This window comes from Mycobacterium sp. FW102-FHT13B02, assembly GCF_058790275.1.
Genome location: NZ_JBYTCM010000007.1, coordinates 248003 through 262094 on the forward strand (window position 1 = coordinate 248003; position 14092 = coordinate 262094).

Here is a 14092-nt window from a genome sequence, read left to right on the forward strand (position 1 = left end):
TGGCCTGTCGGGTCCGTCGCTCGGAGGCGGGCGCGGGCATCGTGGTTGTCGGCGTCATCCGTGGTGGTTGAGGTGGCCGCGAGCGATCAGCTCGACGGTGAGCGCGGCGCCGCAGGTCTGCGCGAGCAGGAGCGCGACGAGGACGAGGATCTGTACGGCTGCGGCTTGCCCTGGTGATCCGGTGCTCAGCAGCACCCCGACGAACGCGCCGGGCAGCGTCACGAGTCCAACGGTTCGAGTGGAGTCGACGGCGGGCAGCAGGGCGTTGGTGGTGGTGCCGCGGACGATTTCCATGCGTGAATCTCGTTCGCTCAGGCCCAGACTCAGTGCAGCCTCGACCTCACCGACGCGTTGCTGGAGAGCTTGCAACGCCAGTCGCGCGGTGACGGCAACGGCGGTCATGGTGTTGCCGAGCACGATGGCCACGATCGGAACGATCGCCACCCCGGTGATGGGCACGACACCCGAGAGCAGCAGCACGGGGATGACGGCGAGCACCCCGGCGGCCAATGATGCGGTCAGCCATGCCGATCCGCGCGTGGCCTCGCTGCGGCGGGCGGCGGTCACGCTGGCAACGGCGAACATGACCGCCAGGATCAGCGCTGAGGACCATAGCCGGGCGATGGCCGCGGCGAGCACACCGGCAACCGCGGCCAGTTGGATGGAGCCTCGAATGGCTGCCCAGGGCACGGTGAGCGGTGGGCCGAGGTCGGCGAGCCGGTAGACCGCTGCAGCGGCCAGCGCCATGAGCACACAGACCACGACCAGCGCGACGCTCAGGACGGGCTGCGCCCCGGTGGAGGTCAAGGACGCGGCTGCCGACGTCGGTTCCGCTGCCGCCCAGGACATCACGACACTCATGAAATCCATTGAAGCGGCGACGGTTATCGAGTCGGCGGGCGCATCCTATTTGGTCGGCGGGGCCAGGTGGGTGGCGTCCAGGGCCGGGCGCAGGGCTTTGGCGAGGGTGGCGGCGTCGTCGACGGCCCAGTAGTGCAGGAAGAACAGCCGGGGCTGGTCGGTGAGCATGTGGTTGTGCAGTTCGACGATCGCGATGTGCCCGGCGCGCAGCGCCGCGATGACTGGTTGGGTTTCCTCTTGGGTGAGCGCGAAATCGCCGTTGATGGCGGCTTTTCCGCCGCCGAGGGGCTGGAAGTTGATGACCGTGGTTACCCCGGTGCCCGGGGGGAGCTGGTGGTTGTTGTCGGTGATGGTGTCGGCGCGGGCCAGGTTGTATTTGTAGAGGCCACCGTCGGCGGTGCCGGCGCGGCCCATGGCGGCGTCGATCGCGGCGGTGTCCAGGTCGAGGTTGGGTGCGGTGGCCGGCGGCGCTGCGGGTGTGGGTGCGGGCAGCGTGGTCGCGGCCAGAACGTCACGCAGGCCGGCTGCCAGGGTGGTGGGGTCGCCCATGGCGCTGATATGGGTCCACCAGATCGGTGGGGTCTGGGCGAGTAGGTGTTTGTGCAGCGCGGTTTGGGTGATGCCGTGAGCGTGCAGGGCGTCGGTGACGTGCGGGAGTTCGTCTTCGGTGACGACCAGATCACCCATGACCATGGTCGTGTCGGTGTAGCGGACGAACGCGGCATACCCGCCCAACGACAAGCCCGGGGCGATGTCCACGCCCTCGGTCTGGACGTGTAAGTCCGAGCGCACCAGCGGGATTCGGTAGACGGTGCCCCGGTCCATGAGCTTTCCGGTGCGGCCCAGGATGTCGGTGACCGGTTTCCATTCCCCCTCACCGGCCACGGCGACCGGGGCCTGCGCGGTCGGCGCCGCCGCGCTCGTAGTCGCGGTTGCAGAGGGGTTGGCCGATGAGCTGGCCGCCGGCAAGTTCGGTGTACTCGAGCAGCCCGCCAGGGCGGCGGCCAGCAGCGCAGCCGCGGCAAGCGCAGCACTGGTGGTGATCGGGCTGATCCGGTGCATGCTGGTCGGGCGCATGAGGGTGCCTTTCGTGTGGTCAGGCGGTGGGGGCGTATTCCCAGAGCTGCGGGGTGCCGTGGCCGGGGTCGGCGATGGGCAGGAAGGTGTGGCCGGTGCCGGGGTCGATGGCCAGGGTGTGGGCCCCGTCGGCCACGTGCGCCGAGCCGCGGCCGGTGAGGTGGCCGTGGTCGTGCTCGGCGATGCTGACCCAGCCGCTTTCGGCGGCCACGTAGACGCGGCGGCGGGCCGGGTCGTAGGCCAGCACGTCGGGGTCATCACCGATCTGCTGGTGATCGATGACCGTCTTGGTGGCCAGGTCGACGGTGATCAGGGTGGCGTTGCCTTCGCAGCCCACGAACATCACCTGAGTGGTGGTGTCGAGTGTTTGACCGTGCGGCCCTTGACATCCCGGGGTGGCAATCCGGTCGGTGACGGTGTGCGTGGCGGGGTCGATGACCGCCAGATCACCGCGGCCCTGCACCGCGACCACTATCTTGTCGGTGGCTGGGGCGTAGACGACGTTGCCGACATCCCCGCCCAGCGGCACGGTGGCCACGGGAGCGCCGGTGGCGGCGTCGACGACGGTTTCGGTGCCGGCGTTCTCGTTGGTCGTCCACACGGTGTGCCGGATCGGGTCGTAGGCCAGTCCGTCGGGGTAGGCGCCAGTGGGCGCGGTGAAGATGACTGTGCCGGTGTCCTCGTCGAGGGCCACGACCTGGTTACGGCCGGTGGCGGTGGCATACACCCGATGCGCCTCGGGGACCACGATCACGCCGTGCACGTCGGGCAGGTCTTCGATGGTGCGCACCACCTGGTGGTGGTGCACGTCGACTTCGATGAGTTGCCCGGCGCCCATGTGCGCAATGAACAGCAGTCCCCGGCCCGCATCGAGGGTGGTGTAGTCGAAACGCCCGGTGCCGCCGGTCAGGTCGGTGGTGCCGGCCTGCTGCCAGGGCAGGGTGTGCGGTCCAGGCGGATCCGCGGCGCACCCCGCCAGCACGGCCAGCGCGGCGGCACCGCCGGCCAGTCGCATCGTGCGTCGACTCACCACCGCCAACCCTGGTGTGTAACCATGGTTGCAACCCTACGCTGGAGGGTGCGGCGCGCACCAGGGCCCGACCAGGGGCGGCGGGATGTGCCGCGGGAAGGTGAACCAGATGGCGACCGGCGAGGCTGGGCAGTGGGTGCTGTTGTCGTACCGGATGCCGCGCGAACCATCCACGCGCCGGATCGCGGTGTGGCGCAAACTCAAACGCCTCGGGGTCGGGCAGCTCGGGGACGGGGTGGTCGCGTTGCCGGCCGATGCCCGCACCCGCGAACAACTGGAATGGATTGCCGAGGAAATCATCGAGGCCGCCGGGTCGGCGTCGGTCTGGATCGCCCGGCCGGCCACCCTGGCCGCCGAGCGGGAACTGGCCACCAGCATGGCCGCGGCCCGGGCCGCCGAGTACGAAGCCCTCATCGCCGAAGCCGCACCCGGGCCGGCGCGCACGGCCGATCCGCAGTCGCTGGCGCGGCGGCTGCGCGCCGAACTGCGCCGCATCACCCGCCGCGACTACTTCCCGCCGCCGCAGCGCGAACGGGCCGTCGCGGCGATCGAGACCCTCGCGCGCACCGCCATCCCGACAGCCGCCCCGAAGGAGGTGTTGCCGTGAAATGGGCCACCCGCGCCGGCATCCACATCGACCGGGCCGCCTGCGCCTGGCTGATCCGCCGCCACATTGACCCCGACGCCGACTTCCTGTTCCTGGCCGACCCGTCCCAATTACCCAGCGACGCCACCGGTTTCGATATGCGCGGGGTCGACCTGTCCCACCACGGCGGGGACTGCAGCTTCGAAACCATCCTGCGCCGCTACGAGCTGACCGACCCGGTGCTGTGGAAACTCGCCGAAATCGTGCACGAGGCCGACATCGACGACGAACGCTTCCACGCCCCCGAAGCCCCGGGCCTCGATACCGTGCTGCGGGGCCTGTCGATGATCGCCGACGACACCACCATCCTGGCGGTCACCGGCCCGGTCTTCGACGGGCTGTACGAATTCTTCCGCCGCGCCACCCTGCTCGGCCACGAACCCGCCTAACAGCCCCACTGACGGCCCGCTGACGGCCTCCGGGGGTCCCGCACCGGGAGAGAAACGATCAGCACGATCCGAAGCCGAGCATGCCTGATGCAACCATGGTTACATTCATGATGTGGGTAAGGGTGATCACGTCGACGGCGCCGGCCAGGTCAGGGACCTCCCGGTCCAGCCGCCCGGGTTCGGGCGGCTGCTGGCCTATTTCCTGAAACTGGGGGCCATCGGGTTCGGCGGGCCGATCGCCACCGTCGGCTACATGCAGCGCGACCTGGTCGAGCAGCGCCGCTGGATGGACCGCCAAGACTTCCTGGACGGGGTGGCCCTCGGACAGACCATGCCCGGGCCGCTGGCCGCGCAGGTCGCGATGTGGGTGGGCTATCTGCGCCACGGCGCCGCCGGGGCCGCGGCCATTGCTGTCGCGTTCGTCGCCCCCGCGTTCGCGATCGTGGTGGCCACCGGCGTGGTGTACCAGCACTACGCGGCCACCGGCATCGTGCAGGCCCTGTTCTACGGGATCGCCCCAGCGGTGATGGCCATCATCACCCTCGCCGGGATCAAACTGGTCCGCCTCACCGACGGCACAGACTGGCGGCTCTGGGCGATCAGCGCCGCGGTGTTCACGCTGACCGCGGCCACCGGGTCCGAGCCGGTGCTGGTCATCCTCGGCGCCGGGCTGCTGATGATCGCCCTGGATGCGCGGCCCGCCCTGCGCTGGCCCCGCCGTCGTAACCGCGCCGCCGGTCACGGCGAGAACCACGACGGGCACGACGGATCGCCGAGTGAGAAGCGTTCGGCGGCACCGCTGATGATCGCCGCGGGCGGGATCGGCGCCGGCACCCTGACCTCGCTGGGCCTGTTTTTCCTCAAGACCGGGGCGATCGTGTTCGGGTCCGGGCTGGCGATCGTGCCGTTCATGCGCGCCGGCGTCGTGGATCAACACCACTGGCTGACCAACGACCAATTCCTCGACGCGGTCGCCATGGGTCTGATCACCCCTGGCCCGGTGGTGATCAGTGCCGGGTTCATCGGCTACCTGGTCGCCGGGCTGCCCGGGGCGGTCGTGTCCAGCCTCGCGATCTTCACCCCCATCTATCTGGGCGTGGTCATCCCCGGCCGGTGGTTCATCCGCCACCGCACCAACGCGCAGCTGCGCGCGTTCGTCGCCGGCGCGACCGCCGCCGCGGCCGGGGCCTTATGCGGTGCGGTGGTGGTACTGACCCGCCAAGCAGTCACCGACATCGCCACCGCCGCCATCGCCGCCGTCACCCTGATCGTGTTGTGGCGCTTCAAAATCAACGAACCCTACATCGTGGTCGCCGCCGCGGTCCTCGGCCTGGTCCTGCACCACTAGACCCACCGCTGGGGCGGGTTCAGGGGGTGCCGTAGTGGCGGTCTTCGAGTTGACCGTAGGGCAAGTTCGATGGTCAACTCGAGGATCGCTACTACGGTGACGCCAGCGGTTAGATGCGGCAACCCGCGGCGCGCTCACCGAGCCCGCGCAGCACCAGGGGCGGGCTGATCCCCGGAGGCGGCCAGCAGCCGCACGGGCCCATGCGACCTAGGGGTTACCTGGTCGAGCCCATTTCGAACTGTCGCGACCACGCTGCCCCGACTATCCGCCCCAACGGCGATCAGGGTGGCGGTGGATTATCCAGTAGGACTGCTAGTCGCTGGCCCACGCCGAGGGCTTGGTCGGCTTCAACTTGTGTCAGCGCCGACGCGGACGATGCGCTGATGACGAACTCTGCTTCGTCGGCGAACAAGTTCTGGAAGCGGACGTATATGTCTCGGACCGAGGGATCGATGATTTCGCCTGTAGCACCAATCAACGGGTTGGAGGCGTCGGCGGCGACGGCTTTCACTGCGGCGAAACGGGTTGCCATCTCGGACAGTTTGTTTCGCGATTCCTGGCTCGCGGGCGGTGTGACGATGGGGATGCTCTGGGCCGATGTGGATGGCGCAGACGCCGATGCCGCGTCGGAGTCGTCGGTGGCGCGGAACGGTCCACCCACCAGTATCGAGTTGAGGAACGTCGGCAGGTCCTGGTGGTTCGCTCCGAATGGCACCACGACGATGTGTTCGTCGGGATGGTGCTCGTGCTCAGCGGTCTGCACGTCATCGCTGCGGACGAGCCGGTAGTGCGAGTATTCGCTTTTGGCGTATGTCTGCATCCATTTGCGCAGTGCAGTGAAGTTGGGGTCGCGCATGCCAGCGCCGAATCCGCAGAAGACGACGGTCTTGCCCCACACCATCATTCGGAGAAATTCGCCGGCGTGTTGGTCACCAAGCACGTCCGCGTACGACGACGAACCGAACACCACAGAACCAGGCTCGCGCCAATGGCCGTGAACGTGAACGATCGCGTGGTCATCGCCGCGGAAGACCCGTTGAATCATGGTGTTGTCACGCCAGGTGACGGCTGGCCATCCAGTCACATCTGACGGTATATCGTCGTAATTCGTTGTCGCGATGAGGACTCCGCGTTCGGCGTAGAGTTTGATGACATCAGTGAGCGTCGTGTCTTCGACATGCAGTGACCCGACGGTTTCGCGCAGCCAGCGCCGGTACTGCACGTGCGCCCGGCCGCCCAGCCCGCTGGTCGCTTTCTCTGCTGCCGCGATCAGATCGTCATCGTAGGGACTGATGACGTCAGCGTTGGCGCGGTCTGCCCACACCTGGTCGCGCTCGCCGAGTTCCACGCAGCGACCAATGGCGTGTTTCACCAGTCCTTGCCACATGCTGAGCTCATGGCCGTTGGTGGCGGCGGCGGATACGCCGGCACCGAGAATCAGCACCAGTTGCTTGTTGGAGAGCGCGGTACGGATTGCGTTGACCGCTGAGGTGACTCGGTTATTGTTCATCGGCTACTCGCTGGCTTCAATGTCGGTTCCGGCTTCGGGTTCAATCGTGATGACATGTGGTCGTAGCGTTGGGAATTGGGATCGCACGGCCTGATGAAGCTCGGTGCCGGCGGGACATTCGAGTGTGACCAGCATGGTCCACTTGAGGGGTGCAGTGCCGCTTGTCATCACCGCGCGCTGGCGGGAGAAATGCGCTAACTCGATCTGGGGTTGCACAGGCGCGGCTTTTTTGAGCTGGTGGTCGATTACTCGAACTGACTCCCATTTACCGCTGGCGCGTCTGCTGGCCTCGGTTTTCGATCGGACCGTCCAGCTTCGGGTTACTGGGGCGCTGGAAGGCTGCCACCCTTGGGCCTCCATCCGGGCGATCTCGTCGGCATCGCGGGTCACGCTCAGGTCCCGCGTTTTTTGCCCGTTCGGCGAGGTGTACCGGTATACCGTGTTGTCGGGCCGGAAGGCGACTTCCAGTCCAGCGCCGACGTAGTCACCAGCGTCGCTGGGGTTGACTTCCGATGTCGACACGAGCGTGATCCGTATATCAACTGGCGCGGGCATCCCATCGGGCATGGGCAGGGCGAGTACGTCTACTTCGCCGCGGGCGGTTTGGCCTTCATAGAGGACGTGCACGATATGTGCATTGTTGAAGGCGATCTCCGGATAGTCCGATTGTAGGAGGCCATATCCCACATGGTCATGCTGCTGGCCACGGGAGGTTTCGGCGAAATGAACAGCGCAGCAACGCAGTACCGTCGATGTCCGATACTCCAGCCCCAAACGTGCGGCGGCGTTTGCCAATCCGTGCACGACCAGCGGCGCCGCACAACTTGTCCCCTTGAACTGCAATCGGGTGCCGTCGTTGTCGACCGCGACGAACGGCTCAGACTCCGATCCGCCGAAAGCGATTCCCGTGGGCAATATCTGGGCCGGGGTGCGCCCGGGACCTTTGGCGCTGTAGGAGGCGCCCGTGGTTCCGGTGGGGCTATCAGCGGCCCCGACTGTCAGGCCATTGACCGTATCGGCGGGAACCAGCACCCGGTTCATCCTGGTGGCGGCGTCAAGTTCACCGTTGTTGCCGGCAGCCACAACGAACAGCACGTCATGCTCGAATGACAGTTGGTCGATGGTCGAGGTCCAGCGGTCGATGTGGTCGTCTGTCACGATCAAGTCTGGACCTATACACACGAGAACGACATCGAAATCGTTGAGGCGCACCACTTCTGCCATGGTGTCCAGCAGCCAGTACATCTGTAGGTCTTGCTCACGGCCCGCCTGCGGGATCGCCGCATAATGCGTGATATCTAGATTCGCCGGCGGAGGTAAAACCTGACCGGTCAGATGCCCGTAGAGCATCGCACTGGTCACCAACGCACCGTGCGCTCGGCTGGCTGCAGTCGGTGCTGGGGTGCCAATTTCACATCCGACGACCCTGTCCTGCCACACGTCGCTGTCTGCATCGACGCCGCCGTCGAAGACGGCGACCTTCAAGGGCGGCACATCACTACGCGGCGACGGGGCAGACTGATGGAAGCCCAGAGGCAGCTGATCGAGCGGAATCGGCATAGGCAACTGCCGCAGCTGTGGCATTGGCTGACAGATCCGCACCGAGTTGTGTTTCAGTACTTCTTGTAGACCAGCGCTGCTGACCCTAGCTGGAACGAATGTTGTTGTGTCACTGTGCCGTATCCATTCATCCTCGATTTTTCCACCAGATTCGGCGATCAATGCTTTGAGGCTCTCAACAGTAGCCTCACCCGCCACCGCGGGTACGCCATCGGCATTGGGTTGTCCATGCAGCACGATCTCGACGAGAGCGCTTTCCCCGTCGGGTACCTGATCACGTTGCACCCCATGGGCGACACTGATGGCGCTCAGCGCCTGTATCCCATCCTGGATTTTTCCCGATGCTGTTGCCGCACCTTGCGCGATGGTCTGCAGCCTCTGCAGACCATCATCGGGGATAGCGACGTATACGGTCCGCTCATTGTTGAGGACAGCCGAACCGACGTGGACAAAACCACATTGCTTGAAGAGCTGTTTGGGGTACCACGAGGCCGCCAACGCCTCTTCGCGCAGCACGACCTCCAGAATAGGACGCCCGGTAATGTACCGATCAGCGGTGGACGCCAAAACGTCAGCGGCAGAAGCCGCTTGGGAGATCACGAGGGCGACTGATTCCTCAAGGGAGAGCGGCCAGGTCTTCTCGCCGCCCGATGAGGGGGTGGTGACGTCGAGTTTCAGGGTCTCCCCGCGCACCAGAAGTGGACGGCGGTCCGATGGGGAAAACTGTGGATTATCGAAGTCGCCGCCCACGCTGGAGGTCATCGGCTCAGCTTAGAGCGCGATGCGGATTTCACCGCCGATTTCTGATCTTGTTTTGCACGGTGGTGTGGCTGACGCCGACCACCGACGCAATCTTGCGTTGGGAGTAGCCGCGATCAGCGAGAGCCTCGATGACCCCTGGTTGATCTGCGCAGTCGAAGCCATTGAGGCTGAACAACTCCAGGACATCGTCGAACTTCGGTGCCCGGTTCTGCATTCCCGCCGCTCGCCGGATTCGCAATGCGTAGGTTGCGATGTCTGAGCCGGACCAGTCGTCAGACATTGCCGCCACCAGCGCCGCATCCGAATCGGATAGAGCAGGGATGTGGGTCTGCCAGATTTGTTCGCGCGCAAACTTTGTGGGTTTGGGCAAGCACACCGTGACCTCGAAACGCCGGTGCACCGCCGCGTCCAGCAGTTGGGGGTGATTGGTGGCGCCGATTAACAGGTGGTTTTCGGGCCAACTGTCCAACGCGAGAAGCAGCACATTGACCAGGCGCCGGATTTCACCGATATCGGAGCTGCTCGATCGCGCGCTGCCGATCGCGTCGAATTCATCGATGAACAGCACCGCGTTGGTGTCGGCAGCCGATTCCAGTGCAGCAACAAGGTTTTGGCTGCTTCGGCCGAGTTGTTTGTTCATCACCGCCGCCAGGTCCAGCCGTAGCAGCGGCCGGCCCAGCTGTGCGGCGACCCATCGAGCCGTCATCGTCTTACCAGTTCCCGGGTCGCCGGTCAGCAGAAGCGTACGGGTCGGTGGGATACCGAGATTCTTGAGGGACTCGCTGCGGTACTCCTCAACAATCGAGGTAAACAGCCGTTGAACGGAGGAATCCAGCACGGGGTCAACAGGATCAGCGCTGTCCCAACCCAGGCTCTCCGGTAGCTCCAGATCCGACTGATCGTGCGGCAACGTGAACCGACGCCCCGGAACGCGTCGCGGACCTGACCACTGCGATAGACCACCGTCGTCGTGAACCGCCGTCGGCCCAGCCGGCGCGGTGATCGTCGATACCGCGGCCAGCAAACTTTCCAGCAAGGCAGGGTTGGTAGTCAACGCTGTCGGCGGCCGACGTAGCACCCGCCCGAGCATCTGCTGCATCCGCGCCGGGTGGCCGCGCAAACCGGCGCTGACAGCGTCGACGAACTCCGCAGACTGCGTGTCCAGTTCCGCACGGAAAGCCCTGATGCCACCTACCTGTGCAGTTGCCACAGACCCATCCTGACATGTGTCGATATCGATCGCGAACCCGGCAAGTCTCGGTGACGTATCAGCCGATCTTGCCACCGCAGTGGGGTTCCCGTCGGATAAATCATGAACCCAGGGTCCGACAAGTCCCGATGGACTGTGTTGGCCGCTACGCCGCGACCACCCCTAGTGGCGAACAACACCTGGCCGGCGCCGCTGACCGCCATACCGCGCCTTTCGGATGTCGTCATCTCGCTCCCAGCTACGGGTCCGATCTATGCTACGAAATATAATCTATAAACTACCGGTACCAGGGGCCTCAGCCCCGTGTCGTGGGAGTTAATTGATGTGGTGAGCGACACCGGTCGGCGGCGTCAGGTCAATGCCAGGCTTGAAGAACGTGCTCATGACGTGGTGAGCGCCATCGCGTTCGTTGACGGCACCTCCGAAGCCGAAGTCGTCCGTCAGGCGGTCGACGACCTGGTGGCCAGGCGGGAAAACGAGGACGACATTCAGGACGCGTTGCGCCTCGTCGCTAAGCGGCGGGCCCGTGAAGACGGTGCGTGATGACGACCTCCGAGGGCCCAACACCGACGACAGCAACGACGGGCCCACCGGGAATCACGCAGGCCAATGCCGGCGAGCGACGAGAGCCCGAGGCTGTAGTGCAAACCATCAAAGAGATCAGATCATCGGAGCGGGGGGTGACGCTACGCCGACGCCGCCCGGCCGCGGTACCGACATCGGGGCCGGACGCCGCTGGCACGACATCGCCTACCGACTGCTCGAATGGACACGAAAACCGCCACGACACAAGGTCTTGTCGTATCCGGCGCGCCAGCTGATCTGTGACTGGACGAACACCCTCGACTTCGACCGTGAGCAAGTCTGGAGCTTTGAGGAGCACAGCCTGGTCGTTCCCGCCGACGAGCATGTCGCAGTGCCGACGCTATGGGCTGTCGAATTGTTTCCTCCAATTGCAGCAGCGGATTTGAGGTTGATCGCCGAAACGTACGATCCCAGCGCGTATCTGTTCGACGACCGCAATTCGACCACCCTGGTGTCGCAGTCTCGGGGCTGGCACGGTCACAGCTGGTTCGGCCTGGCAGAGATCAAGGATTCGGGATCACATCGAATAGTTCCCCGAGGGCGCGCATCGAGCCCTTACCGAATCACTTCTCGGGCATCGGATTAACTCAGACACAGCTCGGTTCCGGCCTGACCGCAGTGGTCGCGAGATTTCGCCTTACTGACGACGGCGCCTCATCACTGGACTGCCAGTGGCATGCGCCGCACGAACCACGCCTGCGTCGACGGGGCGACGACCTCATCACCGACGACCGGAAATGGGGTGCACTCTCCGTCACCCAGCGGGTGAGACGCCAGTCCCATGACATGACCCGACAGTGGATGACCGAACACTGCAACGGAATCTTCGCTCAATCTGGCGAACGGGACGGCCCCCAGGCAACATCGACTAACCAGTCTCCGACTTGTCGGGACGTCGAACGAGTCGCGATAAGTGCTAGCGTCCGTCAGTGACGGCAAACAAGGCAGCGCCTTTGCGGATCGGCATCCTAGGCGCGGCACGTATCGCACCGATGGCGCTCATCGGGCCGGCCAAATCCAATGTCGAGGTGGTGGTCGCCGCCGTGGCGGCGCGCGATGCCGCGCGTGCACGGGCCTTCGCCGCCAAACACGCCATCGCGCGGGCGCACGAGGACTACGAGGCGTTGATCGCCGACCCGCAGCTGGACGCGATCTACAATCCGCTGCCGAACAGCTTGCACGGCCGGTGGACCCGAGCCGCCTTGGCCGCCGGCAAGCACGTGTTGTGCGAAAAGCCGTTCACCGCCAATGCCGCCGAAGCGCGTGAAGTCGCCGCACTCGCCGCCAAGTCCGGCCCGGTGGTGATGGAGGCGTTCCATTACCGCTACCACCCGCTGGCTTTGCGAATCGAGCAGATCATCGCCTCGGGCGAACTGGGCACACTCGAGCGGGTGGAGGCGACCCTGTGTTATCCCCTGCCGGAGTTCTCTAACATCCGCTACAACTACTCGCTCGCCGGTGGGGCGACGATGGATGCTGGCTGCTATGCGGTCCACATGGCTCGCACGTTCGGCCGTGCAACCCCGGAAGTTGTTTCGGCGCAGGCGAAGTTGCGTGACGGAGAGGTCGACCGGGCCATGACGGCCGAGTTGCGGTTCCCGGGCGGTCACACCGGCCGGATCCACTGCTCGATGTGGTCGGCGAATCTACTGCAGATGAGCGCCAGGGTGGTGGGCGACCAGGGCGAGCTGAGGGTGCTCAATCCGGTCATGCCGCAGTTCTTCCACCGGCTCTCGGTCCGATCAGCCGGCGGCAGACGGGTGGAGCATTTTTCGCGCCGCGCCTCCTACGCCTATCAACTCGACGCGTTCGCCGCGGCAGTGCTGCACGGCCAACCGGTGAAAACGACGCCGCAGGACGCGGTCGAGAACATGACCGTCATCGACGCGATCTATCGCACCGCCGGCCTGCCGCTGCGTGAGCCCAGCTGAATGGATCAAGCGATGTTGCCGCCAACGGTGAATCACGGCTGAAGGCAGTGGTATTCGATCAAGAACTACACCGGTTTTTGGAGCTTCCTTCACTCTTAACACCGGTGTCGTGGTGAGAAGTATGCCTGTTGGGCTCGTGCTCCCATGTGGCTGGCGCGTCTGTCATCGACGAGGCCACGCAGCGTCGCGACAAGGTTGTTCGAATACGGGAGCTGAATCGCATCGGCGGCGCCGCCTGCTCGGGAAGCGCTTAGTCCCAGCGTGCCTTTCAGTCCGCGGCGTGTACCAGGGCGGTGTCGGTCACCACGCGGTCCATGTCGAACCCGACCGCGGCATAGGACCGCCGGCATGGCAGGTCCGGCCCGGCCGGTCACCATGGCTGGTCGCGACGGGCGGGTGTTCATTTCGTCAATCCCCGCGTCGGCTCATCGCGCAGCGTGGTGAGCAGGGTGGCGGCCTTGGCGGTCAGAGCCGGTGTACATACGACGTCGTAGCGCTCCGCTGCCAGAGTGGACACAGACGTGAAGTCGCGGCGGCCGTGGGTGGCCCAATGCCCGACGAACCCGAAGATGGCGCCCCACACTGCACCGATAAGCAGGGCGGTGGCCAGGACGGCCAACCACGCGTGCGCTACGGCGAACATCCCCAACAGCAGCCCGATGAACAAGCCGAACCACGCACCGCTGGCCGCGCCGGTCAGAGCCGCGCGGGCGTTGGTCATACGGCCGGTGATGGCCTCCACCGTGCTCACTCCGTGGCCCACGATGCGCAGATTCTCCACCGGGAAATCCGCATCGGACAGACGGTCAACCGCGCGTTGAGCGTCGGTGTAGTCGCGATAGCTGACGATGGTTCGATAGTCGGCGCTGGCCGCGCCCTGGGCGGTCGGGTCGTCGAAAGGCTGATCGTGGTGGATGTCCATGGTTCCTCCTGTGTGGTTGGGTTTGGATTCGGATTCTGGAATCCGGGCTGCAGACCCGGTGACGGTCGCGATCAGGCGAGGAAGGCTAGGACGGCCACGAACCGCGGGGTCCAGGTGATATGCGGGACGCCTTCCACCGCGAACGCGATGCCGGCCAGCGCCAACCCCCGACCAGGAAGTGCGCGGCGCTAGCAACGCCGAGGGATGCGCTGGTCATCGGTGGGCTTTCGGTGCCGCGCCGGTGAGCGCCCGAAGGTGGCG

14 protein-coding genes are annotated in these 14092 nt (G+C 65.5%); 6 read left to right on the plus strand and 8 right to left on the minus strand.

Annotated elements, in window-relative coordinates; genetic code table 11:
* Window positions 1-54 precede the first annotated feature (54 nt).
* Genes AC3WTE_RS15340 through AC3WTE_RS15350 form a run of 3 tightly spaced genes read right to left on the minus strand, consistent with a single transcriptional unit; the run spans window position 55 to window position 2968 of the window.
* Window positions 55-849 carry an ABC transporter permease gene (locus AC3WTE_RS15340; protein ID WP_492438810.1) on the minus strand — a complete coding sequence of 265 codons (795 nt, stop codon included), beginning with the start codon at window positions 847-849 and terminating at the stop codon, window positions 55-57.
* 57 nt (window positions 850-906) lie between these two features.
* Window positions 907-1938 (minus strand): DUF1259 domain-containing protein, encoded by a 1032-nt coding sequence (locus tag AC3WTE_RS15345; RefSeq protein ID WP_492438719.1) that lies wholly within the window; start codon window positions 1936-1938, stop codon window positions 907-909.
* 19 nt (window positions 1939-1957) lie between these two features.
* Entirely contained in the window at window positions 1958-2968 is a 1011-nt protein-coding gene (locus AC3WTE_RS15350; protein WP_492438721.1) for a YncE family protein, read from the minus strand.
* 109 nt (window positions 2969-3077) lie between these two features.
* Between AC3WTE_RS15350 and AC3WTE_RS15355 the strand changes: the two genes are divergently transcribed.
* From AC3WTE_RS15355 to chrA, 3 genes are all read left to right on the plus strand, one after another.
* On the plus strand, window positions 3078-3575 hold the full coding sequence (locus tag AC3WTE_RS15355; RefSeq protein ID WP_492438722.1) for a Chromate resistance protein ChrB: 498 nt from the start codon (window positions 3078-3080) through the stop codon (window positions 3573-3575).
* Window positions 3572-4003, plus strand: a complete 432-nt coding sequence (locus tag AC3WTE_RS15360) for a chromate resistance protein ChrB domain-containing protein (protein WP_492438724.1) — start codon at window positions 3572-3574, stop codon at window positions 4001-4003. The genes AC3WTE_RS15355 and AC3WTE_RS15360 overlap by 4 nt, the downstream gene beginning before the upstream one ends.
* A 112-nt stretch (window positions 4004-4115) precedes the next feature.
* Window positions 4116-5351: a chromate efflux transporter gene (gene chrA / locus AC3WTE_RS15365; RefSeq protein WP_492438726.1), complete on the plus strand. Its 1236-nt coding sequence runs from the start codon at window positions 4116-4118 to the stop codon at window positions 5349-5351.
* Window positions 5352-5631: 280 nt separating this feature from the next.
* On the opposite strand, the gene AC3WTE_RS15370 is transcribed toward chrA, so the two are convergent.
* Genes AC3WTE_RS15370 through AC3WTE_RS15380 form a run of 3 tightly spaced genes read right to left on the minus strand, consistent with a single transcriptional unit; the run spans window position 5632 to window position 10393 of the window.
* Complete coding sequence (locus tag AC3WTE_RS15370) at window positions 5632-6861, minus strand: SIR2 family protein (RefSeq protein WP_492438728.1); 1230 nt, start codon at window positions 6859-6861, stop codon at window positions 5632-5634.
* Between the two features lie 3 nt (window positions 6862-6864).
* Window positions 6865-9183 (minus strand): S8 family serine peptidase, encoded by a 2319-nt coding sequence (locus tag AC3WTE_RS15375; RefSeq protein WP_492438730.1) that lies wholly within the window; start codon window positions 9181-9183, stop codon window positions 6865-6867.
* 28 nt (window positions 9184-9211) lie between these two features.
* A complete protein-coding gene (locus AC3WTE_RS15380) occupies window positions 9212-10393 on the minus strand; it encodes an AAA family ATPase (RefSeq protein ID WP_492438732.1) in 1182 nt (393 codons plus the stop codon).
* A 327-nt stretch (window positions 10394-10720) separates the two neighbouring features.
* Here AC3WTE_RS15380 and AC3WTE_RS15385 point away from each other — a divergent pair, with 327 nt between their 5' ends.
* Together AC3WTE_RS15385 and AC3WTE_RS15390 are read left to right on the plus strand one after the other, a co-directional pair.
* On the plus strand, window positions 10721-10936 hold the full coding sequence (locus AC3WTE_RS15385) for a hypothetical protein (protein WP_492438734.1): 216 nt from the start codon (window positions 10721-10723) through the stop codon (window positions 10934-10936).
* A gap of 253 nt (window positions 10937-11189) precedes the next feature.
* Window positions 11190-11564: a hypothetical protein gene (locus AC3WTE_RS15390; RefSeq protein ID WP_492438735.1), complete on the plus strand. Its 375-nt coding sequence runs from the start codon at window positions 11190-11192 to the stop codon at window positions 11562-11564.
* A gap of 71 nt (window positions 11565-11635) precedes the next feature.
* Here AC3WTE_RS15390 and AC3WTE_RS15395 read toward each other — a convergent pair whose 3' ends face one another.
* Complete coding sequence (locus tag AC3WTE_RS15395; protein ID WP_492438737.1) at window positions 11636-11761, minus strand: hypothetical protein; 126 nt, start codon at window positions 11759-11761, stop codon at window positions 11636-11638.
* Window positions 11762-11970: 209 nt separating this feature from the next.
* Between AC3WTE_RS15395 and AC3WTE_RS15400 the strand changes: the two genes are divergently transcribed.
* Entirely contained in the window at window positions 11971-12909 is a 939-nt protein-coding gene (locus AC3WTE_RS15400; protein WP_492438811.1) for a Gfo/Idh/MocA family protein, read from the plus strand.
* A gap of 400 nt (window positions 12910-13309) precedes the next feature.
* On the opposite strand, the gene AC3WTE_RS15405 is transcribed toward AC3WTE_RS15400, so the two are convergent.
* Window positions 13310-13831 (minus strand): YflT domain-containing protein, encoded by a 522-nt coding sequence (locus AC3WTE_RS15405; protein ID WP_492438739.1) that lies wholly within the window; start codon window positions 13829-13831, stop codon window positions 13310-13312.
* Between the last annotated feature and the right edge of the window lie 261 nt (window positions 13832-14092).